At 74.9% G+C, this 24,418-nt stretch carries 16 protein-coding genes; 12 read left to right on the top strand and 4 right to left on the bottom strand.

Features of this window, described 5'->3' with window-relative positions; translation table 11 throughout:
* The first annotated feature begins 48 nt into the window (after positions 1-48).
* Complete coding sequence (locus MQV74_RS32505) at positions 49-2,229, top strand: phage holin family protein (protein ID WP_308402334.1); 2,181 nt, start codon at positions 49-51, stop codon at positions 2,227-2,229.
* Between the two features lie 84 nt (positions 2,230-2,313).
* The gene (locus MQV74_RS32510) at positions 2,314-3,717 is read left to right on the top strand and encodes an amino acid permease (RefSeq protein WP_242726031.1); all 1,404 of its coding nucleotides are present in this window, start codon (positions 2,314-2,316) and stop codon (positions 3,715-3,717) included.
* Positions 3,718-3,736: 19 nt separating this feature from the next.
* Here the strand turns inward: MQV74_RS32510 and MQV74_RS32515 are convergent, their stop codons facing one another.
* A complete protein-coding gene (locus tag MQV74_RS32515) occupies positions 3,737-5,374 on the bottom strand; it encodes a DUF6345 domain-containing protein (RefSeq protein WP_242726033.1) in 1,638 nt (545 codons plus the stop codon).
* Positions 5,375-5,642: 268 nt separating this feature from the next.
* On the bottom strand, positions 5,643-8,957 hold the full coding sequence (locus MQV74_RS32520; protein ID WP_242726035.1) for a S8 family peptidase: 3,315 nt from the start codon (positions 8,955-8,957) through the stop codon (positions 5,643-5,645).
* 265 nt (positions 8,958-9,222) lie between these two features.
* Here MQV74_RS32520 and MQV74_RS32525 point away from each other — a divergent pair, with 265 nt between their 5' ends.
* Both MQV74_RS32525 and dnaK read left to right on the top strand, forming a co-directional pair.
* Positions 9,223-9,648 carry an OsmC family peroxiredoxin gene (locus MQV74_RS32525; protein ID WP_138962621.1) on the top strand — a complete coding sequence of 142 codons (426 nt, stop codon included), beginning with the start codon at positions 9,223-9,225 and terminating at the stop codon, positions 9,646-9,648.
* Between the two features lie 178 nt (positions 9,649-9,826).
* The gene (gene dnaK / locus MQV74_RS32530; protein ID WP_242726038.1) at positions 9,827-11,722 is read left to right on the top strand and encodes a molecular chaperone DnaK; all 1,896 of its coding nucleotides are present in this window, start codon (positions 9,827-9,829) and stop codon (positions 11,720-11,722) included.
* A 10-nt stretch (positions 11,723-11,732) separates the two neighbouring features.
* Here the strand turns inward: dnaK and MQV74_RS32535 are convergent, their stop codons facing one another.
* Positions 11,733-12,590, bottom strand: a complete 858-nt coding sequence (locus tag MQV74_RS32535; protein ID WP_242726040.1) for a helix-turn-helix domain-containing protein — start codon at positions 12,588-12,590, stop codon at positions 11,733-11,735.
* Positions 12,591-12,653: 63 nt separating this feature from the next.
* Between MQV74_RS32535 and MQV74_RS32540 the strand changes: the two genes are divergently transcribed.
* The 4 genes from MQV74_RS32540 to MQV74_RS32555 all read left to right on the top strand — a co-directional run bounded on the left by MQV74_RS32540 (position 12,654) and on the right by MQV74_RS32555 (position 15,940).
* Complete coding sequence (locus tag MQV74_RS32540; protein WP_242729276.1) at positions 12,654-13,721, top strand: ADP-ribosylglycohydrolase family protein; 1,068 nt, start codon at positions 12,654-12,656, stop codon at positions 13,719-13,721.
* A 68-nt stretch (positions 13,722-13,789) separates the two neighbouring features.
* Positions 13,790-14,122, top strand: coding sequence for a 4a-hydroxytetrahydrobiopterin dehydratase (locus MQV74_RS32545; RefSeq protein WP_242726042.1), 333 nt, complete (start codon positions 13,790-13,792; stop codon positions 14,120-14,122).
* 23 nt (positions 14,123-14,145) lie between these two features.
* The gene (locus MQV74_RS32550; RefSeq protein ID WP_242729277.1) at positions 14,146-14,892 is read left to right on the top strand and encodes a class I SAM-dependent methyltransferase; all 747 of its coding nucleotides are present in this window, start codon (positions 14,146-14,148) and stop codon (positions 14,890-14,892) included.
* A gap of 106 nt (positions 14,893-14,998) precedes the next feature.
* Positions 14,999-15,940, top strand: coding sequence for a class I SAM-dependent methyltransferase (locus tag MQV74_RS32555; RefSeq protein ID WP_242726044.1), 942 nt, complete (start codon positions 14,999-15,001; stop codon positions 15,938-15,940).
* 60 nt (positions 15,941-16,000) lie between these two features.
* Here MQV74_RS32555 and MQV74_RS32560 read toward each other — a convergent pair whose 3' ends face one another.
* Positions 16,001-16,738: a bleomycin resistance protein gene (locus tag MQV74_RS32560; RefSeq protein ID WP_242726052.1), complete on the bottom strand. Its 738-nt coding sequence runs from the start codon at positions 16,736-16,738 to the stop codon at positions 16,001-16,003.
* A 121-nt stretch (positions 16,739-16,859) separates the two neighbouring features.
* Between MQV74_RS32560 and MQV74_RS32565 the strand changes: the two genes are divergently transcribed.
* The 4 genes from MQV74_RS32565 to MQV74_RS32580 are packed head-to-tail and all read left to right on the top strand — an operon-like array spanning position 16,860 to position 24,408.
* Positions 16,860-17,216, top strand: coding sequence for a CU044_2847 family protein (locus MQV74_RS32565; RefSeq protein WP_138962627.1), 357 nt, complete (start codon positions 16,860-16,862; stop codon positions 17,214-17,216).
* Between the two features lie 8 nt (positions 17,217-17,224).
* On the top strand, positions 17,225-18,940 hold the full coding sequence (locus tag MQV74_RS32570) for a VMAP-C domain-containing protein (RefSeq protein WP_242726054.1): 1,716 nt from the start codon (positions 17,225-17,227) through the stop codon (positions 18,938-18,940).
* A 1-nt stretch (position 18,941) separates the two neighbouring features.
* The gene (locus tag MQV74_RS32575) at positions 18,942-19,988 is read left to right on the top strand and encodes an AAA family ATPase (protein ID WP_242726056.1); all 1,047 of its coding nucleotides are present in this window, start codon (positions 18,942-18,944) and stop codon (positions 19,986-19,988) included.
* The gene (locus MQV74_RS32580; protein ID WP_242726058.1) at positions 19,978-24,408 is read left to right on the top strand and encodes an SAV_2336 N-terminal domain-related protein; all 4,431 of its coding nucleotides are present in this window, start codon (positions 19,978-19,980) and stop codon (positions 24,406-24,408) included. Before MQV74_RS32575 ends, MQV74_RS32580 begins: the two co-directional genes overlap by 11 nt.
* Positions 24,409-24,418 lie beyond the last annotated feature (10 nt).

The following is a 24,418-nucleotide window of genomic DNA, read 5'->3' on the forward strand; positions in this document are numbered from 1 at the left end:
CTGTGACAGGCTGAGGGCAAGGTCAGGACGTGAGGCAGGCGGAGCGCGGTGCGTGATGGTCGGTGGCGGACGGTGGGGCGCGGCCTCGGACGGGTGATCGTCGTCTGGGCGGTGAGCACGCTCACGATGCTGGTCCTCGCCGGCCTCCTGCCGGACTTCAAGCTCCAGTCCGACGACGGCGACAGCGCCACCCGCATCGCCGTGACGGCGGCCCTCGGCGCGGGCGCCTTCGGCCTGCTCTCCGCCCTGGTGTGGCCGCTGCTCGTCCGGGCCCTGCTGCTCGTCCCCGCCCTGGTCATCGGCCTGCTCACCTTCTTCCTGAACGGGTCGCTGCTGCTGCTCGCGCTGCGGCTCATCCCCGACGGCCGCGGCGACGCGAACGCCGAGACCGCCGTGGTCGTCGCGGCCGTGATGTCGGCGGTGGCGTCCGCGACGGGCGGCGCGCTCGCCGTCCGCGACGACGACGCCTACCGGCGGCGCCTGTACCGCCTCGCGGACCGAAGACGCCGCCGTGCCGCGGACCCGCACCGCCCCAGCACCCCGGGCACGGTCTTCCTCCAGCTCGACGGCGTCGGCCACGACGTCCTGTGCCGTGCGGCCCGCAAGGGCGTGACGCCCACGATCGCCCGCTGGCTCGGCGCCGACGAGGGGCCCGCCGCGCGGGCCACGCACCGGCTCACGCCGTGGCGCACCGACTGGTCCAGCCAGACCGGCGCGAGCCAGCTCGGCATCCTGCACGGCAGCAACCACGACGTGCCCGCCTTCCGCTGGTACGAGAAGGACACCGGCGAGGTCATGGTGTCCAACCGGCCCGCGTCCGCCGCGGAGCTCCAGCGGCGCGCCATCGTCCGCACCGGCGACGGCGGACTGCTCAGCCACGACGGGGCCAGCCGCGGCAACCTCTTCAGCGGAGGCGCCGAGCAGCTCGCGCTCGTGCTCTCCATGGCCGCGCGGCGCGGCCGTGAGAACCGCTCGCGGGCCGGGTACTTCGCGTACTTCTCCGACCCGGCGAACGCCGTCCGCACCGCCCTGTCCTTCGTCGCCGAGGTCGGTCGCGAGATCGGCGAGTCGACCCGCGCCCGGATCCGCCGGCGCCGCCCGCGGGTGAGCCGCGGCGGCCTGTACCCCTTCATCCGCGCCTTCGCCACCGTCGTGGAGCGCGACGTCGTGGTCGCCGCCGTCATCGGGGACATGTTCGCCGGGCGGGCCGCCGTGTACGCCGACCTCGTGGCGTACGACGAGGTCGCGCACCACTCCGGGCCCACGAGCGGCGACGCCGAGCGGGTCCTCGGACGCCTCGACCGGTCTCTCGCGCTGCTCGCCCAGGTCGCCGAGCACGCGCCCCGGCCGTACCGCATCGTGCTCCTCTCCGACCACGGCCAGAGCCCCGGCGAGACCTTCCGCGCCCGCTACGGCCTCACCCTCGGCGACCTGGTGCGCGCGGGCTGCGGCCTGCCCGTGCCACGCCGGGCGCGCCGCACCCACAGCGGTGCCGAGGCCCGCGCCGCGGTGCGGGCCGCCCTGCGCAGGCCCGTCGAGGAGGGCACCGGCGAGCACCGGCCGCGCCGCCTCGCCGAGCCCATCGTGCTCGCCTCGGGGAACCTGGGGCTCGTCTCCTTCCCCGACGTGCCCCACCGCATGACGCGCGAGGAGATCGACCGGCGCCACCCGGCGCTCCTGCCGACGCTCGCCAACCACCCCGGCGTCGGCTTCCTGCTGGTGCGCGGCGAGGACCGCGGGCCCCTCGTCCTGGGCGCGCGCGGCGCCGAGGTGTACCTGGACGAGCTGCCCGCCGACGCCGGTCCCGGCGCCCTCGGGCCGCTCGCCGACTTCGGGCCCGGCGCCGCCGACGCCGTGCGGCGCACCGACGGCTTCCCGCACACCGCCGACATCATGGTCAACTCCGCGTACGACCCGCTGGACGGCGAAGTCCTCGCGTTCGAGGAGCAGATCGGCTCGCACGGCGGGCTCGGCGGCGCCCAGTCCCGGCCGTTCCTGCTGTCCCCGCTCGTCCTCTCGCCGCCCCTCGCGCAGGGCGCCGAGGGCGCCGACGGCACCGCCGAACTCGTCGGTGCGGAGGCCGTGCACCAGGTCCTGCGGCGCTGGCTGCGCGAGGCGCACGGGCCGGAAGTGCCCCGCGTCACACCTGCGGATGATCGCCTTCCGGACCCTGTGGCACCGACAGCATTTCCCGCCCCCGACCACGTCGTACAGGACAAAACGCAGTGATTTTGCGGCGTGCCCCCGGTGCCCGACCATGGGCCCGCGCCCGGTGATCCCGGGCGGCAGGCACGACGAGAGGCGCACCACCCCATGCACGACACCGGAACCGCACCACCGTCGGCTCCGGCCCCGCAGCAGGACGCGGCGACCGCCGCGCCGCACGACGACGGCAAGCACGCGCGCCGCTTCGGCCTCCCCACCGCCATCTGCCTGGTCATGGGCAACATCATCGGCGGCGGCATCTTCCTGCTCCCGGCCTCCGTCGCGCCCTTCGGCACGATCAGCCTCGTCGCCTTCGCCGTCCTGACCGCCGGGGCCATCGCGCTCGCCCTCGTCTTCGGCCGTCTCGCCGCCCGGGACCCGCGCACCGGCGGCCCCTACGTCTACGCGCGGGAGGCCTTCGGCGACTTCGCGGGCTTCCTCGCGGCCTGGTCGTACTGGATCACCACCTGGGTGTCGAACGCGGCGCTCGCCGTCGCCGCCGTCGGCTACCTCGACGTCCTGATGCCCGTGACCGACCACAAGGGGACCGCCTGCCTGGCCGCGCTCGGGCTGCAGCTGCTCCCCGCGCTCGCCAACCTCGCCGGGACCCGGTACGTCGGCGCCGTGCAGCTCGTCGCCACCGTGCTCAAGTTCCTGCCGCTGCTGCTCGTCGCCTTCGGCGGGCTCTTCTTCTTCGACCCGGCGAACCTCGGGCCGTTCCGGGCGAGCGACGACGGCGCGCTCGGCGCGGTCTCCGCCTCCGCCGCCATCCTGCTCTTCTCGTACCTGGGCGTGGAGTCCGCCGCCGTCAGCGCGGGCGAGGTGCGCGACCCGCGGCGCAACGTCGGCCGCGCCACCGTCCTCGGCACGCTCGGCGCCGCCCTCGTCTATCTGCTCGGCACCCTCGCCGTCTTCGGCACCGTCGCGCACGACAAGCTCGTCGGCTCCACCGCGCCGTTCACCGACGCCGTGAACGCGATGTTCGGCGGCTCCTGGGGCGGCACCGCCGTCGCGGTCGCCGCGCTCGTGTCCATGGTCGGCGCGCTCAACGGCTGGACGCTCCTGAGCGCCCAGACGCCGTACGCCGCCGCGAAGGACGGCCTGTTCCCGAGTGCCTTCGCCACCAAGCGGCGCGGCGTGCCCACCGTCGGCGTCCTCGTGACCGTGGTCCTCGCCTCGCTCCTGACCGTCTACAACTACACGGCGGGGCCCGCCGGGGTCTTCGAGGTCCTCGTGCTCGTCACGACGTTCACGGCCACCGTGCCCTATCTGCTCGCCACCGCCGCGCAGCTCTACTTCCTGGCCTCGGGGCAGCGCGAGCGGGTGCGCCGCGGGCGCCTGGTGCGCGACGCCGTGCTCGCCTCGGCCGCGTTCGGCTTCTCGATGTGGCTGGTCGCGGGCGCCGGGTACGCGGCCGTCTACCAGGGCGTCCTGTTCCTCTTCGCGGGCGTCCCCGTGTACGCGTGGATGGCGGCCCGCAAGAAGCGGGCCGCCGGCCACTCTCCCTCCTAGCGGGTCCTGCCCCGACGCGTCACCGTGCCAGCGGAGCCGTCACCCAGCGCTGCGTCCTGAAGCCGTCCTCGGGGCCGATCTCGATCAGCTTGCGGGCGGCCGGGTACGCCTCGTTGCCGACCACCTCGTAGCCCACGCGGAACGTGCCGGGCACGTCCCTGACCTCGGGCCGCCGCTCCCGCGCGACGGCCGCCCCGTCGTCGCCGTCGTCGCCCGCGCCCCGCACCGCGAGGTCGGCGAGCAGCCGCTCCTGGGCGAGCGCGAGGGCCTCCCGCGGGTCGCGCGCGGCCGGGGCCCCGGCGGCCGGGGCGCCCTCGGCGGCGGGCGGCGCCACGCGGCTGCTGGGCTCGCGGGCCGTGCCGGTCGCCGTGCGCGTGGACAGCTGGGCCTGCACGACGGTGCCGTCGTTGTCGAGGCCGACCCGGATCACCCCGCGGTCCGGGCTGATCACGGGCACGCCGTCGAAGGCCTGGCGGAAGGTGACGTGCGTCTGCAGGCTCGTCGGGACGCCGGTCTCCGAGCCGTCCTTCGTGCCGGAGTTCTGCATCAGGTCGTGCACGCTGTCGACGACCAGCTCCGCGCCCTCGGCGTGCTGCTCGGCGAACGCCCGCGCCAGCTCCACCGCGCGCTCGGTGGGCAGCGGCGTGGCGTTGCGGTGGTTCGGCTCGGCGAGCCGCACCCAGCGCACCGCGTGCGGGCCCGTGGAGACCGTGCGGTCGCCGGAGGCGGCACTGAGCACGCCCTGCCGCTCGACCTGCACCTCTTCGAGGGCCGCCGCCGGGAACTCGGCGATGCGCCCGGCCGAGGTCAGCTCGGCGCTCGGGTCGCGCGGCGCCAGCTGGACGATCTGCGCGCCCTGCGGCGCCTCGGTCGGCTCGTCGGCGAGCGCGGCGCGCGCGTAGTACCAGCGCCACGCGTACCAGTCGTCCGGCACGGCGTCGCGGAAGAAGGAGCGCTCGGTGTTGAGCCGGTTGACGGCCTCGGCCTGGGTGGCACCGACCGCGCACACGGACGGGGCCTGGCCGTGGTAGATGTCCCAGCTGCCGTTCAGCCACGCGTCGCAGAACGTCTGCCCGGACCGCCACTTCTCCCAGAACTTCTTTCCGTAGTCCGGGTTGTCGATGCTGACGGTCTCGAAGCCGAAGAGCATCCGGAAGCCGAGGTTGGGCCCGCCCCAGGTGCGGATCGGGGAGTGCCCGTCGAGCACGCGGAGCGACAGACACGTCGACCAGAAGACGTACTTCGCCTTCTCGTTGCCGAGCGCCATCCGGTTCGAGTACGCGCGGGTGCGGCCGTCCCAGGCCGCGCCGAGCGGCGCGATGAAGACGCCGCCGCCGTCCATGGTGCCGTGGCCCGAGTGGTACACGGCGCAGACGGCGTCCATGCCGTAGCGGTCCTGCCAGTTGTCGTACGTCTCCTCGTACGCCCACACCTGGACGCCGCCGTCGGCGAACCAGAAGTTGCGGTCGTAGAACTGCTGGAGGTACGCGAGGAAGCCGGTGGCGTCCTCGTGCGTGTACGACAGCGGCGAGGCGTCGGCGAACTTCTCGACGCTGAAGGCGCCCCACCAGCCGAACGTCGAGTCCCGGTCCCCGGCCGCGCCCGGCTTCTCCGGCTCCAGCGGAGACGGACCGCGGTCCGCGTAGTTCATGCGCATGGCCTTACCCCCTGGGTTCTCCCCGTCGCGTGGCTGAACCGCACGCGGTCGAGGGGGCCTAAAAGTGTCACTGCCGGAGGGCCTTGCCCAGGTGACATTCCGGCCATAGGGAACGCGTCACGGGGGTGCCGCGCCGCCCCTGTGGCCCCGCTGGCCAGGGCGTTCGCCGCCCACGTGTTCGTATCGGCCCCGCGCACCAGCGCGGCCCCCTCGAACACGGTGAGGGGGCCGCGCGGTTGGCGGAAAACGGAGGCTGTCTACTTGCCGTCTACCGGCCGAGGTAGGCGTCGAGAATCGTCACGTCCGACGCGTTGCCCTGCCGGTCGGTGACCTCGGCGCGGAAGGAGACGCCCTTGCCGCGGGCCGGGTTCGTCACCTCGGCCTTGCCGCCGGTGACCGTCAGGGCGGTCCACGTACGCCCCTTGTCGTAGCTGACGTACGCCTTCAGGGACGCGAGATTGCCACCGGCCGCATGGCCCTGGACGGTGACCGGGACGGACTGTTTCACGCCTGCCGGAGCACGGCTGTCCAGACCCACCTTCGGCGTGAAGCGGACGGTGGACACGGGCAGTTGCTCCTCCCCGTCCACGTGCCGGGAGCGGAACGTCCAGCTCGCCTCCACGCGCGAGGACACCGCCGCGAGCTTCGGGGAGCGGGTCACGGAGGCCGTCAGCCGGTACTCCGCGTCGCCCGCCGGGACCTTGAAGGCCTCGGCGCCCGTCACCGCGTCCTTCTTCTCCGCGACCTTCACGCCGTCGCGGTACAGGACCGACTTCTCGGTGGTGTAGCGCGTCCAGCCGGGGTTCCCCCGGCCGTCGGCGACGACCGGGATCCGGCCGCGCAGCTCGTCGCCCTTGCGGAAGACGCCCGTGCCGGAGCCTAGGCGCGGGCCGAAGACGCCGGTGTTGAACGTCGCGGTGTAGGCCTTCCCGGCCCGGAAGGCCCGCGCGTCCCGCTCGTAAAAGCTCTCCAGGGGGCGGTTGCCCTCTGCGTCCTTGTCGCCGTACTGCGCGAACTCGACGCCCCACTTCGCGCCGTCGAGCGCGGACACATGCGCCGTCGTGGTGCGTGGCAGCTTCTGTGGCGGCAGGATCGGCGAGATGCCGCCCGCCTCCGGGAGGTACCCGGCGATGGACAGGTCGCCCCACCGGCCGGGGGCCGACGCGCCGGAGCGGATCGTCAGCTTCGCGAAGTCGGCCCTCGTCAGGTGCCGGGTGTAGCCGGTCGCGAACCGGGTGACCTTGCCGCCGAGCATGACGTCGTAGCGCGTGTCCGCGCCCTTGCGCCAGGTCCCGAGCCACTGCTGGCCGAATCCGGCGGGGACCGCGGGGCCGAGGTGCGCGGTGCGCAGGCTCTGGAACCTCGAGATGTTGAGGGCGCCCAGCTCGTTGCCCGCGTACGTGTACCGGGCGTCGAGGAAGACCAGCTCGGCGGTGCGGTCGGCGATGCCGATGTCGACCGGCTTCGCCGTGCGGGCGTCGAGCGTCACGGTCGTCTTCTTGTTCACGACGAGCCGGGGCTGGACCAGCCAGTCCGTGCCCTTGTCGGCGTCGCGGGGGTCGACGTAGACCGCCGTGTCCAGCAGGTACGTGCCCTTCGCCACGCGGAGCCTGACGGTCCCCGAGGCGTCGTCCACCCAGTGGTTCTGGCCCTTGTCGCCGCCGGTGAGGCCCTGGAGCAGCGTCAGATAGTGCGGCGCGGGCCGCCCGTCGCGGCCGACGGTCCTCAGCGTCACCTCGTGCCGCTCGATCTCGCGCTCCACGACGGCCGCCGTGCGCACGCTCTGCCCGCCGCCGGTCGCGGTCACATACGCCGCGTACGTGCCGTTGACCGAGCCGCCGGGCCGGGTGTCCGCGACGAGGTCGACCGCGGCGGTGCCGCCCGCGGGGACCGTCAGCTCGCGCCGGCTCAGGGTGAAGAAGCCGTCGGGCGCGGGGCGGCCCTTCGGGTCGGTCGCCGCCACCGCGAGGCCGAGCGTGACGTCCCGCTCGCCGAGGTTCTCGTACGTGAGCTTCTTCGTGACGGGCTTGTCGTCGGTGTGCGGCCACAGCCGCGTGCCGAAGTCGAGCGACGTCGGCCGGGCGATCACCGTCTGGTCGACGGCCTTGTCCACGGCGATCCGGCCCGCGCCCTGCTCGAAGGGGCTGTACGCGCCGCCCCGCGCGGACGCCGTCAGGGCGCCCTTCAGCTCCGCCTGCTTCCAGGTGGGGTGCCGCTGCTTGAGCAGCGCGGCGGCGCCCGCGGCGTGCGGGGCCGCCATCGAGGTGCCGGAGATCGTCAGATAGCCCTCGGGGTTCTGCCCGACCTCCTTCTCGATCCGGCTGCCGGGGGCGGCGGCCGCGGTGATGTCCACGCCCGGCGCCGTCACGTCCGGCTTGATCGTGCCGCCGTCCCCGATCGGGCCCCGGCTGGAGAACGCCGCGAGCTTGTCGGCGCCGTCGACGGCGCCCACGGTCAGCGCTGCCTTCGCGGTGCCCGGGGAGCCGACGGTGCCGGGACCGTACTCGCCTTCGTTGCCCGCCGAGACGGCGAACAGGACGCCCTTGTCGGCCGAGAGCTCGTCGACCGCGGCCTCCAGCGGGTCGGTGCCCTCCGAGTCCCCGCCGCCCAGGCTCAGATTGACCACGTCGGCGCCCTGGGCCGCGGCCCACTCCATGCCCGCGACGATGCCGGAGTCGTCGCCGAAGCCGTCGTCGTCGAGGACCTTGCCGCTCAGGACCTTCGCGCCGGGCGCGACGCCCTTGAGCTTCCCGCCCGACGCGGCGCCCGTGCCCGCCGCGATGGACGCCACGTGCGTGCCGTGCCCGAAGCGGTCCTCGACGTCGGCGGCCGAGCTGAAGTTCTTCTCGGCAACGACCTGGTCCTTGAGGTCGGGGTGCGCGGAGTCCACGCCCGAGTCCAGGACGGCGATCTTCACGCCCTTGCCGTCGTACCCGGACCGCCAGACCTCCGGGGCGCCGATCTGCGGCACGCTCTTGTCCAGGCTCGCCTCGCGGACGCCGTCGAGCCACACCCGGCGCACCCCGGGGGCGTACCCGCGCGCGTCCGTGAGGGTGCGCCACAGCAGGGCCGCGTCCTGGCGCGGGGTGCGGAGGGCCTCCGCGTTCAGGGACGGCAGGACGCGGCGGACCGTCGTGTCCCCGGCCGCCCGGACACCGGCCCGCGCGCCGCGTGCCGCGCCCGTGTAGCCGACGATCAGTTTCAGGCCCTTCTTCTGGGCCGTGCGGGTGGCCTTCCGGCTCAGCTCCGTGATGTCGAACAGCCGCCGGTCGACCCGGCCTTCGGCGATGAGCCGCCGCGCGTCGTACGGCAGGACCAGCGTGTGGCCGCCGACCGTCTGGGTGCGCACGGGGATGTTCTCGCGGCCCTTCGCGGGGGCGAAGCCCGTCACGCGGCCCCCGGCGTCGACGGCGACGCGGTCGCCGGTGACGAGGGTGAGCCGGTGCGCGGCTCCGCCCTTCGACGACAGGGCGGGCCCCGCGGCGCCCCCGGAGGCCGCCCGGCCCCCCTCGGCCGCCGCCGGTCCTGTCAGGCCCGCCGTGAGCGCCGCGGCCACCGCTGTCGCGACGGTGACCGCGCCCACTCTCGCGCGACGGCTTCTGCGCCGACTTCCCTGGTGACTTCTGTGCTCATTTCGGTGATGGCGCACATTTCCCCAATCGAGTTCAACTTTCTTACGTAGACGATCAGTTGATGCGCAAGGTTCAGTGCGCGCCGGTGGCGTGCGCCCGCCGGGCCCCCTCCCGGGTGATCCTTCTTACGGCTCCGTACCGACCCCGTACGCCGCGATTTCCCCCGGAGTGTGATCGGATGGGGGTCACGGAACTTCACCGAAGGGATTTGGCATCGTGGCTACCACGCGCTCCGCACACACGGTCTGGGAAGGCAGCCTGACCGAGGGCTCCGGCACGGTGACCTTCGACTCCTCGGGCATCGGGCAGCAGGCCGTGTCCTGGCCGTCCCGCGCCGAGGAGGCGAACGGCAAGACGAGCCCCGAGGAGCTCATCGCCGCCGCGCACTCCAGCTGCTTCTCGATGGCGCTGTCCCACGGCCTGACCGGTGCGGGCACCCCGCCCACCAAGCTGGTCACGTCCGCCGACGTGACCTTCCAGCCGGGCACCGGCATCACGGGCATCCACCTCACCGTCGAGGGCGAGGTGCCGGGCCTCGACGAGGCGGCCTTCACCGCCGCCGCCGAGAACGCCAAGGCCAACTGCCCGGTCAGCCAGGCGCTCACGGGCACCACCATCACGCTGTCGGCGAAGCTGGCCTGACCCGCCGCCCGCACCGCGGCGAAGCCGCCGACCCCGCGCGCCGGGGCGGCGGCTTCGTCGTGTCCGAAACCCCCGCCGGGCCCGCCCGGGCGCGGCCCCGCACGCGGCATTGACAAGAACCCGCTCAAGTTTTGTGCTGGAGGGCGGAGTATCACCGCGTCGGAAGGGGTTGTTGGACATGGCACGTGCGGTCGGCATCGATCTCGGCACGACCAACTCCGTGGTCGCCGTCCTGGAGGGCGGCGAACCCACCGTCATCGCGAACGCGGAGGGGGCCCGCACCACCCCCTCGGTCGTCGCCTTCGCCAAGAGCGGCGACGTGCTCGTCGGGGAGGTCGCCAAGCGCCAGGCGGTGACGAACGTGGAGCGCACCGCGCGCTCCGTCAAGCGCCACATGGGCGACCCGGCCTGGGGCTTCCCGGAGGGCGGCGCGGTGGACGGCCACCGGTACACCGCGCAGGAGCTGTCCGCGCGCGTCCTGCAGAAGCTCAAGCGGGACGCCGAGTCCTACCTCGGCGAGGACGTCACCGACGCCGTGGTCACCGTGCCCGCGTACTTCGACGACGCCCAGCGCCAGGCCACCAAGGAGGCGGGCGGGATCGCGGGCCTCAACGTCCTGCGGATCGTCAACGAACCGACGGCCGCCGCGCTCGCCTACGGCCTCGACAAGGGGGACGACCAGACCGTCCTGGTCTTCGACCTCGGCGGCGGCACCTTCGACGTGTCGCTCCTGGAGATGGGCGAGGGCGTCATCGAGGTCAAAGCCACCAACGGCGACACGCGGCTCGGCGGCGACGACTGGGACCAGCGCATCGTCGAACACCTCGTCAGGCAGTTCAAGAACGCGTACGGCATCGACCTCGCCCGGGACAAGATGGCGCTGCAACGCCTGCGCGAGGGCGCCGAGAAGGCGAAGATCGAGCTCTCCTCGGCCAGCGAGACCGACATCAACCTGCCCTACATCACGGCCTCCGCGGACGGGCCGCTGCACCTCGCCGAGAAGCTCACCCGAGCCCAGCTGCAGGAGCTCACCGGGGATCTGCTCGACCGCTGCAAGGGCCCCTTCCACCAGGCCGTCAAGGACGCGGGCGTCCAGCTCTCCGCGATCGACCACGTCATCCTCGTCGGCGGCTCCACCCGCATGCCCGCGGTCACGGACCTGGTCAAGGAGCTGACCGGCAGGGACCCGCACAAGGGCGTCAACCCCGACGAGGTCGTCGCCCTCGGCGCGACGCTCCAAGCGGGCGTGATCCGCGGCGACGTCAAGGACGTCCTGCTCCTCGACGTGACCCCGCTGTCGCTCGGCATCGAGACCAAGGGCGGCATCATGACCAAGCTCATCGAGCGCAACACGACCATCCCCACGCGCCGTTCGGAGACCTTCTCCACCGCCGAGGACAACCAGCCCTCGGTCGGCATCCAGGTCTTCCAGGGCGAGCGCGAGATCGCCGCGTACAACAAGAAGCTCGGCGTCTTCGACCTGACCGGGCTGCCGCCCGCGCCGCGCGGGGTGCCCAAGATCGAGGTCACCTTCGACATCGACGCCGACGGGATCATGCACGTCTCGGCGAAGGACGAGGCCACCGGGCGCGAGCAGCGCATGACGGTCACGGGCGGCTCCGCGCTGCCCAAGGACGACATCGACCGGATGGTCCGCGAGGCCGAGCAGTACGCCGAGGAGGACCGCAAGCGGCGCGAGGCCGCCGAGACCCGCAACCAGGCCGAGCAGCTCGTCTACCAGACCGAGCGGTTCCTGAGCGAGAACGGTGAGCGGATCCCCGCCGACACCAGGGCCGAAGTGGAGGCGGCCGCCGCCGAGTTGAAGGACACTCTCGACGGCGGCGACACCCACGCCGTCCGCGCGGGCGCCGAGAAGCTCGCCGCGGTCAGCCAGAAGATGGGGCAGGCCCTGTACGCGGCCGCGGGCGCCGCAGGGAGCACGGCGGCGCCCCAGGACGCCGGCACCCGGGGCCCCGCCGACGAGGGCGTGGTCGAGGCGGAGATCGTCGACGACGAGGAGGCCGGGAAGAAGGGCGACGACCACGGGAAGAAGGACGGGCCCGGCGCCTCCTGAGCGGACCCGGCTACCCCCGGTCCTGGAGGTACTTGACCGTCGCCGGGTCGGCGGGCAGCAGGGTCTCGACGGCCAGCTCGGCGACGGTCACGTCCATCGGCGTGTTGAACGTCGAGATCGAGGAGATGAAGGACAGCACCCGCCCCTCGTGCTCGACCCTGAGCGGCAGCGCGAAGTGCGGCACCTGCCCGTCCGCCGCCGTGTCCTCGCCCGGGTCGAGGACCGGGTAGGCCGCCACCTCCTCGTACAGGGCGCGCAGCGCGCCCGAGCGCTGGAGCGCGATCTGCCGCTCCATCTGGTGCAGCAGGTGCCCGCGCCACTCCCGCAGGTTGCGGATCTTCGGGGCGAGACCCTCGGGGTGCAGCACGATCCGCATCGCGTTCAGGGGCGGCGCGAGCAGGTGCTCAGGCAGGCCGTCGAGGAGCGAGGCGATGCCGCGGTTCGCGGCGACCACGTCGTACGTCGCGTCGACGACCAGGGCCGGATACGGCTCGTAGCCCTGGAGCAGCCGCTCCAGGCCCGCGCGCAGCGCGCCCATCGACGGGTCGTCGAGCGGGGTCTGCCGGAAGCGGGGCGCGTACCCGGCCGCGAGCAGCAGCGCGTTGCGCTCGCGCACGGGCACGTCGAGGTGCTCGGCGAGCTTCAGGACGAACTCCTCGCTCGGCCTGGAGCGGCCCGTCTCCACGAAGCTGATGTGCCGCGCCGAGGACTCCGCGCGCAGCGCGAGCTCCAGCTGGCTGACGCGCCGCTCCTGGCGCCAGCCGCGCAGCAGCGCGCCCACCTCGGAGGCCGTGCCCGCCTCGGAGGCCGTGCCCGTGCGCGGGGCACCGCCTTTGCCGTTCCGCCTGTCGGGAGCCAGAGTTGTCATACCCCTGACGGTAATCGAGGAGTCCCGCATGGCGAACGCGAAGAAGAGTGGTGCATGACCGGCATGAACGGCCCGTGGGACCCGCTGTCGTGGGAGGCCGCCGCCGGCTACCGGGCGCGCGTGCGCGGCTGTCTGCTGGGCGGCGCGGTCGGTGACGCGCTCGGCTACGCCGTCGAGTTCGACTCGCTGGCGGCCATCCGCGCCGCCCACGGCCCGCGCGGCGTGACCGGACCGCTGCCCGACGCCGACGGCGTGTGGCGGATCAGCGACGACACTCAGATGACGCTGTTCACCGTCGAGGCCCTGGAGACCGCCCACGCGCGGGAGCGCCGCAAGGGCCTCGGCGGCGCGGCCCCCCGGCTCGTCCTTCAGGCGTATCTGCGCTGGCTGGACACGCAGCACAGGCCGGGCCCCGCGGCGGACGTACGCGGCGGCCTCGCCGCCGAGGCCTGGCTCTACGCCCGCCGCGCGCCCGGCAACGCCTGCCTCAGCGGCCTGGCCCACGCGCACGCGCCCGACCCGCGCGCCCCGCTCGGGCCGCCCGGACCGGTCAACCCGGAGTCCAAGGGCTGCGGCACCGTCATGCGCTCCGCGCCCTTCGGGCTCACCCGCGCCCCCGCCGGACGGGCCTTCGAGCTCGCCGCGCGCTGCGCGCAGATCACCCACGGCCACCCCACCGGCTCCTACGCCGCGGGCGCGCTCGCCGCGATCGTGGCGCACCTGGTCGCGGGGGACTCGCTGGAGGGCGCGGTCCTGCGCACCCTGCGGCTGCTCGCCCGGTACCCCGGGCACGAGGAGACGTCCGCCGCGCTCGCCCGCGCCGTCGACCTGGCCGCCGAGGGGGAGCCGGACGCCGCCCGGGTGGAGTCCCTGGGCGCGGGCTGGATCGCCGAGGAGGCCCTCGCCGTCGCGGTGTACGCGGCCCTGGCCGCGCCCCGGGCCGAGGACGCCCTGGCCCTGGCCGTGAACCACTCGGGCGACAGCGACTCGACCGGCTCGGTCTGCGGCAATCTGCTCGGCGCGCTGCACGGCGACCACGGCCTTCCGGGCGACTGGCTGAAAGCCGTCGAGGGCCGGGCGGTGATCGCGGCGCTCGCGGACGACCTCGCGACGGAATGCGCGCGCCGCTGAGTCCCGTGCCCGCGACGTGCTGTGGCAGGCTGACAGCGCACCCCCGACACCTAGGAAGGAGCGCGGCCATGCCTCTCGAACCGCTGTCGCAGAAGGAGATCGAGGACCGGCTCGCCGAGCTGCCCGGCTGGTCCGTCACCCAGGGCACGGGCGACGCGGGCACCTCCGGGAGCGTCCTCACCCGCTCCTACCGCCTCGGCTCGCACTACGCGGCCACCGCGCTCGTCGTCCACGTCTCCCAGGTGCAGCAGGAGCTCGACCACCACGCGGAGATCACCCTCGGCTACGACACGGTGGCGCTCGCGGTGTGCACCCACAGCGCGGGCGGCGCCCTCACCGAGCGCGACTTCGAACTCGCCCGCAGGGTCGAGGAGCTGGCGCCCGGCCACGGTGCCGCGTGACGACCGACGGGCCGGGCGGCGTGATGCTCGACTACGGCAAGGAGGCCGTCCGCTACGACGCGTCGCGCGGCGGCGAGCCCCGGGCCGCCGCCGCGGCCGAGGCGGTCCTCTCGCTGCTGGCGCCGGGCGCCCGCACCCTGCTCGACGTGGCCTGCGGCACGGGCCTCGTCACCCGGCGGCTCGCCGACCGGCCGGGCCTCGGCGTGACCGGGGTGGACGCCACGTACGCCATGGCGCGCATGGCCGCCGAGCGGGTCCCGGGCGCCGTCGTCCTGGGGGACAGCCGCCGACTGCCCTTCCCCGACGGCGCGTTCGACGCGGTGGCCACGGTGTGGCTGCTGCACCTGTTCGCGGAGCCCGCGGAGGCCGCGGCCGTGGTGGCGGAGTGCGCCCGGGTCCTCAGGCCCGGCGGCCGCTACGTCACCACCGTCGACAAGGCCGCGTCCCACGACGTGGGCAGCGACATCGACGCCGTCCTGGCGGGCCGCCCCGTCCGTGAGCCCGTGGACGGGGCCGCCCGCGTCGAGGGCTACGCCGCGGCGTGCGGGCTGACCCCCGCGGGCCGCGCCCGCTTCACCGGCCACGGCCAGGGCCGCAGCCCGCGCAGCACCGCGGAGGACCTGTTCCGCGGCTGGTTCACCAGCATCCCGACGGACAGCGCGATGGCACGGGGGTACGCGGAGCGGCTCGCGCGGCTGCCGGACCAGGACGTGCGGCGGCCCGACCCCGAGTTCGCACTGCGCGCGTTCACGAAGAGCGCCCCTGGGTGAAGGACCCGGACGCCGTTTGCCGAAACAGCAACGGAAGTGGCCGTTCGGGGAACGCCGACGCAAGCTGGCAGCGTTCGCGAAGACCAGGCGAGAGGGCGGCGGAACGATGACGGCGTACGAGACCAGGACCGGTGGCCATGACCACGAGCACGGCTCCGGCCACAGCCACGGCCACGGCCACGGCGACCACGACATCGACTGGGCCGAGATGGCGCCCGTACTGGAGCAGAACGCCGAGGTCACGGCCCCGGTGTACCAGCAGGTCGCCGCGTGGCTGCGCGAGCTGCGCACGGCGGCCGCCGAGCCGTCCCTGATCGTCGACGCGGGCAGCGGCCCGGGCGTCGTCACCAGCCTGCTCGCCCAGGCGTTCCCCAAGGCCGAGGTGGTCGCGGCGGACCCGGAGCAGGCTTTGCTGGAGCGGGCCGAGGCGCGCGCCGCCCGGCTCGGCCTGGCGGACCGGGTGCGCGCGCACCGCGCGGAACTCCCCGACGGCCTGGGCGAGCTGCCGCCCGCCGACCTGATCTGGGCGGCGCGGTCCGTGCACCACGTGGGCGACCAGGTGGCCGCGCTCACCGCGCTCGGGGAGCGGCTCGCGCCGGGCGGCGCGCTCGCGGTCCTCGAAGGCGGCCTGCCGCCGCGCAGCCTGCCGCGCGACATCGGCGCGGGCCGCCCCGGCCTGCAGGCCCGCCTCGACGCGGCCAACGAGGAGTGGTTCGCGCGCATGCGCGCGTCCCTGCCCGGCGCCACGGAGACCACGGAGGACTGGGCCGCGCTGCTCACGGCGGCGGGCCTGCGCCACACGGCGACCCGTACGTTCCTGCTCGACCTGCCCGCGCCCCTGGACGAGCGGGCGCGGGCGCACGTCATCGACACCTTCGAGCGCTACCGAGGCCTCGCGGCCGCCGAGGGGCCCCAGGCGCTCGCGGCGGACGACGTGACGGTCCTGAACCGCCTGCTCGACCCCGAGGACGAGCTGAGCCTGCACCGCCGCCGGGACGTCTTCCTGCTCGTGGCGCACACGGTGCACGTGGCGGTGAAGGAGGGCTGACCCGGGGCCCCGGCCGCCCCGGGGCCCGCAGCCTTGCACCGCGACCGTCCTCGGCCCGCCCTACGACCGCAGCTCGTCGAGCCGTGCCAGCGCGTCGCGCACGGCCTCCCGCTCTTCCTCGCCGAGTTCGCCGAGTTCGTGGGGTTCGCCGGGTTCGCCGAGCCCGATCCCGGCGGCCCGCTCCAGGAGGCGCTCCGCCAGCTCGTCGTCGCCCTGCCGCTGGGCGATGTCCCCGCGCAGCACGAGCAGCCGCAGGTGCTGCGCGGGCGTGGGCCGCTCGTCCTGAAGGGCGAGCGCGTGGTCGATGACCTTGGCGGCGCCCTCCAGGTCCTCCTTGGAGTCGACGAAGAGGTCGGCGACGTGCAGCGCCCGCGCGAAGGTCTCCTTCGGCGCTGGCCGGTGGCTCTGGTCCTCGCTGAGCTGCTGCCCGACGCGGATGCTGTTGCCCGCGGGGTCGGTCATCAGGAACTGCCGCACGCCGTACGACATGTCCTTCAGCGGCCCGATCCGGGGCAGCCCCCGCCGCGGCACCTTCCCGTACGCGGCCTTGAGCCCGGCCCGGAACGCCGCGTACAGCGCGTCCACGTCGTCGGTGAGGACATAGCACCCCGAGTACGACCCGGCGGGGTCGTACTGCTTCATGCCGAAGAACTGGAGCTCCACGGGGCCGCGTTCGACGACGGCGTACGCGTACGGGCTCTTCTGGAGGTAGGTCGTCTCGAAGCCGAGGGCGGTGTAGAAGTCGACGACCGGCTGGATGGACTGACAGGGGAGCAGCGGGATGGTTTTCTCAGCCATTCCGTCAGTCTAGTCAAACTTGAATAATCGGGGGGAGGGGATGCGTATTCGCATGCCGTGGTGGACGTAGATTTCGCCACTCCACTGCTCCGGCAGGCCTGTTGCCTCTACGTTCTGCGGCATGAGGGAGCTGATGCGCTGGGAGTCCGACGACGGGCCCGTCGTCGTGGAGATGGACTCGCGGGACGTGGGCTACCGGTCCGTCTCGCGCCGGGACGACGACGGGGTCCGGGAGGTCGAGGGCCGTTTCGAGTCGGCCCTCGGCAACGTGCGCGGCGCCGCGCTCTCGGCGCTCCGCACGTTCCGGGAGCAGGCGCTCGACCCGGACGGGATCGAGCTGGAGTTCGGCGTGAAGCTGAGCGTCGCCGCGGGTGCCGTCATCGCGAAGACGGCGGCCGAGGGGCATCTGACGGTCAAGCTGACGTGGTCGAAAGGGGGCGCCCCAGGGGGCGCGGAAGGCGCGGCACGGGGCGAATAATGGCGGACATGCACTGGCGTGCCCGCATCCACGCGGTCGGCGGCGGCCCGCCGTTGGGAGCGGGCGTGCTGGTCGACGGCGAGCGGGTGATCACCTGCGCCCACGTCGTCGACGGCCACGCCGAGGTCCGCGTGGCGCTGCCCGGAGACGGCGGCGAGGAACCGGCGCGCGTCGTGTGGAGGGGCGGCTGGCGCGCCCTCGGCGACCCCGGCGACCTCGCGGTGCTCGCGCTCGACCACCCGGTCCGCGCGGCGCCCTGCGCCCTCGCCCCCCTCGGCGCGCTGCGCCCGGACCGCGGCCGCCCCGCCCACGTGCTGCGCGCCCTCGGCTTCCCCGAGGGGCACGAGCGCGACGGCACGTACGTCACGGTGACCACCAGCGCCGACCGGCAACTGCACGGCGAATGGCTGGAGCTGGACGTCGACAAGGCCCATCTGCGCCGCCTCGACGAGGGGTTCAGCGGCGCCGGGGTGTACGACCCGGTGAGCGGTGAGGTCGTCGGCATCGTCACCGACGCGGAGCTGGAGGGCGAGCGCGGCGGCACCCAGGGCCGCATGCTGCCCCTCGACACCGTGCGCCGCCACTGGGAGGACCTGGACGACCTGCTGCCGCTTCCCTGGATGGAGCCCGCGCCGCGCCGCGAGCTGCGGAGGGTCCTCGGCGGCGGCGAACTGGCGCCCGCCGCCGTGGCGCTGGCGGTGCGCCAGGCCTTCCCGACGTTCCTGCGGGAGCTGCCCGCCTTCCGGTCGGCCTGGCACGCCGTGCGGTACGTCGCCGAGGAACTGACCGGCGAGGGCCGCGTCGAACGGCTGCTGCGCGAGCTGCGGGACCACGCGCCCGCCGCCGTCGCCGCCCGCCTCACCGCCTGGACGCGGCGCTGGCAGCCGGACGACGCCGGGCGCGGCCCGGCCGGGAGGGCCGTGCGCACCGGGTCCCTCATGGTCCGGGTGGAGCCGATGACGAAGGCCAAGAGCCTGGACCTGTCCGTGTGCGCCCTCGTCGACGGGGTCCCGGTCGGCCGCGCGGGACCCGTCCGCGTCCGCCCCCAGCAGCTGCGGACGAAGGTCGAGGCGCTGCTCGCGGCGCAGGTCGGCGCCGTCGCCGACTTCGACTGGATCGCGGAGTTCGTCGTGCCGCAGGGACTCATGGACGAGCCCTTCGAGGAGTGGCTGCTGCACGAGCCCGGCGCGGCCCGGCCCCGGGCGCTGCGCGCCGTGCCCGTCGTGGTCCGCCACACGGACCGCCTCAAACCCCTCATGGTCTGCCGCTTCACCCGCCGGCGCTGGGAGACCGTGCGGGCCCGCGGCGAGACCCGGCCCCACCCCGTCGCCTGCTCCCTGACGTGGGACTACCAGGAGTTCTACGACTGGCTCGACGGCCAGGAGCAGCTGTGCGCCCTCGCCTACGCGGCGACCCCCGGCGACGCCTGGCTGTCGGCGGCGCTCGACATCGGCATGCCCATCATGCTGTGGCGGCGGCGCGACTGCGGCGGCGGGGGCCACGCGGACTGCGCGTCCGCCGCCTTCCTCGACCGGCTCACCCAGGTGGTGTCCGCGCTCGACCCCGACCGGCTCCCGTACGAGGTCATGAGGTTGCGCAAGGAGGCCCGCTCCCCGGAGCGCGGCGGCGACGGCCACTGCGGACACCGCCTCGCGCTGTTCTGGGACGACCCGGAGCGCAGGCCCGACCCGCCGCTGGCCATGGGGAACAAGGAGAGGGGCTGAGGTGACCGCACACCCGTCGCGCGCCTGGCACGTCTACACCGGCGGCCGCACCCCGCACGACCGCGTCGACCTGCTGCCCGACCCGCCGCCCTGGCGGCGCTTCACCGGCGGCCCGCCGCTGCCCGCCCCGCCCGCCGACAGCGGCAACCGGCACGCGGCCCTCAGCTACCGCCCCGGCGCCGACGCCGTGCGCCAGGTCAACGCCGCCCTCTATCTGCGCAGGCCGCTCCTGGTCACCGGCGCCCCCGGCACCGGCAAGTCGTCCCTCGCCTACGCCGTCGCCCACGAACTCGGCCTCGGCAAGGTCCTGCACTGGCCCATCACCAGCCGCGTCACCCTGCGCGAAGGGCTGTACGCGTACGACCCGCTGACGCGCCTGTACGCCGCCGGGCGCGCCCGCGACGGGGCGGCGGGCCCCGAGCGGGCCGACGACATCGGCGACTATCTGCGCCTCGGCCCGCTCGGCACCGCCCTGCTGCCCTACGCCCGCCCCCGCGTGCTGCTCGTCGACGAGATCGACAAGAGCGACATCGACCTGCCGAACGACCTCCTCACCATCTTCGAGAAGGGGTCGTACGAACTCGTCGAGCTGGCCCGGCGCGCCGAGCCCACCGCCGAGGTGATGACGGCCGACAGCACCACGGAGCGGGTGGAGATCCGCGACGGCACCGTCACCTGCCGGGTCTTCCCCTTCGTGGTCATGACCAGCAACGGCGAGCGCGAGTTCCCGCCCGCCTTCCTGCGCCGCTGCGTGACCGTCGACCTGAAGCAGCCCGCCACGGTCGAGGAGCTGACCGCGATCGTCGGCGAACACCTCGGCGGTGTCGTCGGCGACGGCTCGGGCGCCCTGCCCGAGGGCGCGCACGCGGTCATCCGGCGCTTCTTCGACCGGCGAGGCGGCGGTCTGCTCGCCAACGACCAGCTCCTGAACGCCATCTACATGTGCCACCACGCGGCCTTCAGCGAACCGCCCGAGAGCGTGGCCGAGCTGGCCGACCAGGTCGCCCCGTATCTGAGCGGCGAGGCGACGGGCCCCGATGACGCTTGACCGGCTGCGCGCCACCCTTGAGGCCCTCGGCCCGCCGGTCACGCCCCTCGAACTCGCGGAGATGCTGTGGCTCGCCCGCACGCTGCCCGAGGCATGCGAGAGCCCCGAGGGCGCGGACGGCCCCCGGCCGCGTCCGGGCGGGCCCCGCCTGCCGCCGGACGCGCACGCGGCGGGCGGCACGGGGGAGCGGGCGCCGGTGCCGGGCCCGGAGCACCCCGAGGAGCAGGCCGCGGCCGAGGGCGACCGGGCGGCGGAGGCCGCGGAGCCCGGCGGGAGGCCCCTGCACCTGCCGCGCGGCGCCGCACGGCCCGGCACCGACGCCGACGACGTGCTCGTGCCCGCCCCGCAGGCGCTGCGCCACGAACTTGCCATCCAGCGCTCCCTGCGCCCCCTCAAGCGGCGCGTGCCCGACCCCCGCCGCCGCGTCCTGGACGAGGACGCCACCGCCGCCCGCGCCGCCGAGCGTGCCACCGCCGCCCGCGCCGCCGGACAGGCCGAGCGCCGCCCCTGGGTGCCCGTCCTGGTGCCCGCCGCCTGCCGCCCGCTGCGCCTGGCCCTCGTCGTCGACACCGGCTCCGCGATGGCCGTGTGGCGGCCGCTGGCCGGGGAGTTGCGGGCCGCGCTCCAGCGCACGGGGGCCTTCCACGACGTCCGCCTCTGGTACGTCGCCGACCTCGGCACCCGCGTCGGCCTGCGGCCCTCGCCCGGCCGCCCGGCCGTGCCCCCCGCCGCCGCTGCCGACCCCACGGGCCGTCAGCTCACCCTGGTCCTCAGCGACTGCTCCGGCCCCCACTGGTGGGCCGGGCGCGCCGGGCAGGCCCTGCACACCTGGGCGCGGCGCGGCCCCACCGCCGTCCTCCAGCCGCTGCCCGAACGCCTCTGGCGGCGCACCGCCGCGCCCACCGTGCCCGGCAGGGCGACCGCCGCGCGGGCCCACGCCCCGAACAGCGCACTCCGCTTCACCCCGCACCACGGCCGCGCCCACCGCCCCGCCGGGGCCCTGCCCGTGCCCGTGCTCGAACTCGCGCCGGAGTGGCTCGCCGACTGGGCAGCCCTGGTCGCGGCGGCGGGCGACCGGCCCCGCGACACCGCCGTCACCTACGTCGGCGCCGCCCCGCCCGCCCTCGCCGAGCCCCTCGCGGAGGAGGGCGACCTGCCGATCGCCGAGCGCGTCCTGCGCTTCCAGCTCGCCGCGTCCCGCACGGCCGCCGACCTCGCCGCGCACGTCGCCCTCTCGGTGCCCGCGCTCCCCGTGATGCGCCTCATCCAGCAGCGCGTCACCCCCGGATCCCGGCCGAGCGACCTCGCCGAGGTCCTGCTCAGCGGCCTCCTGGAACCCGTCGATCCGGAGCGCGGCCTCTACGACTTCGCCCCCGGCGCCCGCGCCGCCCTCATCGAGACCCTGCCGCGCCCCGAGTCCCTGGCCGTCACCGACCTCCTCACCCGCCTGGGCGAGGAGATCGAGTCCCGCATGGGCTCCACGGCCCGCTCCTTCCGCGCGGTGGTCCCTGTGGCGGGAGGCGGGGGCACCCGTCAACTGGGCGCGGCGGGGCAGCCGTTCGCGCTGGTCAGCGAGGAGGCGCTGGAGGTGCTTCGGGGGGTGGCGATCCGGGTGGCGCCCCGCCCGGCGGCCGGGCCGGGGCCGGGCGGGGACGCCGTGTCCTCCATGGTGGGAGAGCCCTCGGTGACCGCTCTCCCGGCGCCCCACGAGGTGTCGGCTCCGCCGGGTCTGACGAACGTTCCTCGCCCGGCGACGTTCGTGGGCCGGGCGGCGGAACTCCAGCGCCTGGACGAGAGGCTGCTCGCTCCCCGCCCGCAGCCGGAAGGCCCGCACGCGGTGGTCGTACGGGGAAGCGCGGGAGCGGGCAAGTCGGCGCTGGTCGCGCAGTGGGCAGCGGGCGACGCCGTCCGCGCGTCACTGAACCCGGTGTGGCGGCTGCGCGCGTCGTCCCTGACCGAAGGCCTCGCGGAGCTCGCCCGCGCCCTACAGCCGGAGGTCTCGGGCGCCGTGACGCGGGAGCCGATGAGCGAGTACGCCGCCGCCTGGCTGGCCGCACACCGCGACTGGCTGCTGATCCTCGACGACGCGGACAACCCGGCCGACATCGCCGCGCTCCTGGAGCGCCTGGGCACGGGCGGCCGCGTCCTGGTCACCAGCAGGCGGGCCCACGGCTGGGAAGCCGTCGGCCCTGTCCTCGAACTCGGCACCATGGAGCCGACGGAGGCCGTCGAACTGCTCCGCGTCCGCCTGGACCAGGACCTGGCGGAGGGGGACGCGCACAGCCTGGCCGAAGCCGTCGGCCGACTGCCGCTCGCCCTGTCGACCGCGGCCGTGCACATGGCGGCGGAGGGGATGTCCCCCGCCCAGTACCTGATGTTCCTCGAACGCGGTCGGACGCTGGCGGACAGGGACCGACCCGTGGCCGCGGACGCCATCCGCACCACCTTGCGCAGGGTGGACGACCCGACCGCACACCGCGTCCTGAACGTCCTCGCCCACCTGGCCCCGAAGCCGGTCCCGCTGGGCCTGCTGTCCGGCATCGACACCGCCGTCGCTCTGGAGACCTTGGAGGAGTCCGGCCTCGTCAGCACCGACGGCGACACGCTGCGCATCCACCCCCTGGTGCACGAGTTCCTCAACGAGCCGGACGAGGGCGACCCGTGGCGCGGCCCGGCGGCCCTGCGCGCGGCGCGGTCGGATGCCACGGCCTGTCTCGGCGGCGCGCTGCCGGAGGACGCCGAGGACCCGGTCACCTGGCCGCGCTGGCAGGCCCTGCTGCCGCACGTCGACCACGTGGCCGAGCGGGTCGCGCCCGAGGACGACGACGCGGACTTCGTCCACGTCCTGGAGGCGACGGCGGAGTTCGTCATCGGGCAGGGCCAGGCGGAGCGCGCCGTCGCCCTGCTGGAGCGCGCGGAGGCGGGCCGGGAGCGCGGTCCCGGGTTCGGTTCCCCGGAGAGCCTGCGGACGACACGGCTGCTGGTGAACGCGCTGCGGCGGGCGGGCCGCCTGCGGGAGGCGGTGCAGCGGTGCGAGACCGCGCGCTGGCTGCCCGTCCCGAACGACCCCGAAGCGCTTCAGGACATCCTCCTGCTGCGGGTCGAACTCGCCTCGCTCAAGCGCCAGTCGGGAGACATGGGCGCGGCGGACGAGCAGTTCGCGACGTTGCGCGAGTCCGCGTTCCGTGCCCTCGGCAGACAGGCGTCCCCCCAACTGGTCCTGCCCTGCGCGGCCATCGCGGACCTGGCCCTGGCCCTGGGGAGGTCGCACACGGCGGTGGAACTCTACGAGGCGACCCTGGCCGCCGCGCGCGGGGAGCTGGGGGAGGACCACCCGGACACCCTCGTCGTCCGGGGCCGCCTCGCCGCCGCCCTGTACGCGACGGGCGAGCGGGGGCGGGCATCGCGCGAGGGCACGCAGGTCCTCGTCGACCTCACCCGCGTCTTCGGCGCGGACCACCCCCGGGTGATCAGCGCCCTCGGCGACGTCGCCCACGCCCTGGAGGGCGGGGAGGAGACGCTGCCCGACGCCGTCAACGCCTACCGCGAGGCCCTGCGGCGCAGCCGCGCGGCGCGCGGCGGGGCGCACCCGGAGACGCAGCGGCTGTGGAGCCACCTGGTCGACGTCGAGGTGCGGGCGGGGAATCCGCAGAGCGCGGTCGAGGCGGCGAAGGAGTGGCGGTCCGTGGTGGACGAGGCGCTGGGCCCACGGCACCCCGCCACCCTGCGCGCGTCCGCGTGGCTGGCCCGCGCGTACGGGGCGAACCGCGCGTGGAGCCTGGCCATTCCGCTGTACGAGCGCACGCTGGACCTCCAGCGCGAGGTGCTGGGCGAGGACTCCCCGGAGACCTGGGAGTCCTACGACCGCCTCGCCGAGCTCTTCGCGGAGATGGGTGACGTGGCCCGGGCGCTGCCGGTGTACGAACGGGCGCTGCTCGTACGGCGGGAGAGCCTGGGGGACGAGCACGAGGAGACCCTGGCCGCGCTCGACCGCACGGCCGTCGCGCTGCTCGGCGCCGGACGCCACGACAGGGCCGTCGCCCTGCTCGACCAGGTCCTTGCCCTGCGCCGCCGGGTGCTCGGCGACGGGCACGCCGACGTGCTCAGGACGTACAGCTATCTGGGATACGCGCACCTGGAGGCGAGGGATCCCGCGCGGGCCGTCGTGACGTATCGGACCGCGCTGCACGGGTGCGTCGAGCTGTTCGGTGACGCGGACCCCCGCACCGTGGCGATGACCAGGAACCTCGTCGACGCGCAGCTCTCCGGGGGCGACCACCTCGGGGCCGTCGAGGTCCTGGAACGCGCGGTGGCCGCCCTCGCGCCCGCGCTCGGCGCGGACCACCGCGACGTCCTCGCCCTCAAGGACGAACTGGCCCGTCTGCGCCCCCGGGGAAGAGGGGGCGCGGACGGGCCGTGACGTCGCTCGC

The organism is Streptomyces sp. AN091965, assembly GCF_022698285.1.
In the GTDB taxonomy this organism is placed as follows: Bacteria; Actinomycetota; Actinomycetes; order Streptomycetales; family Streptomycetaceae; genus Streptomyces.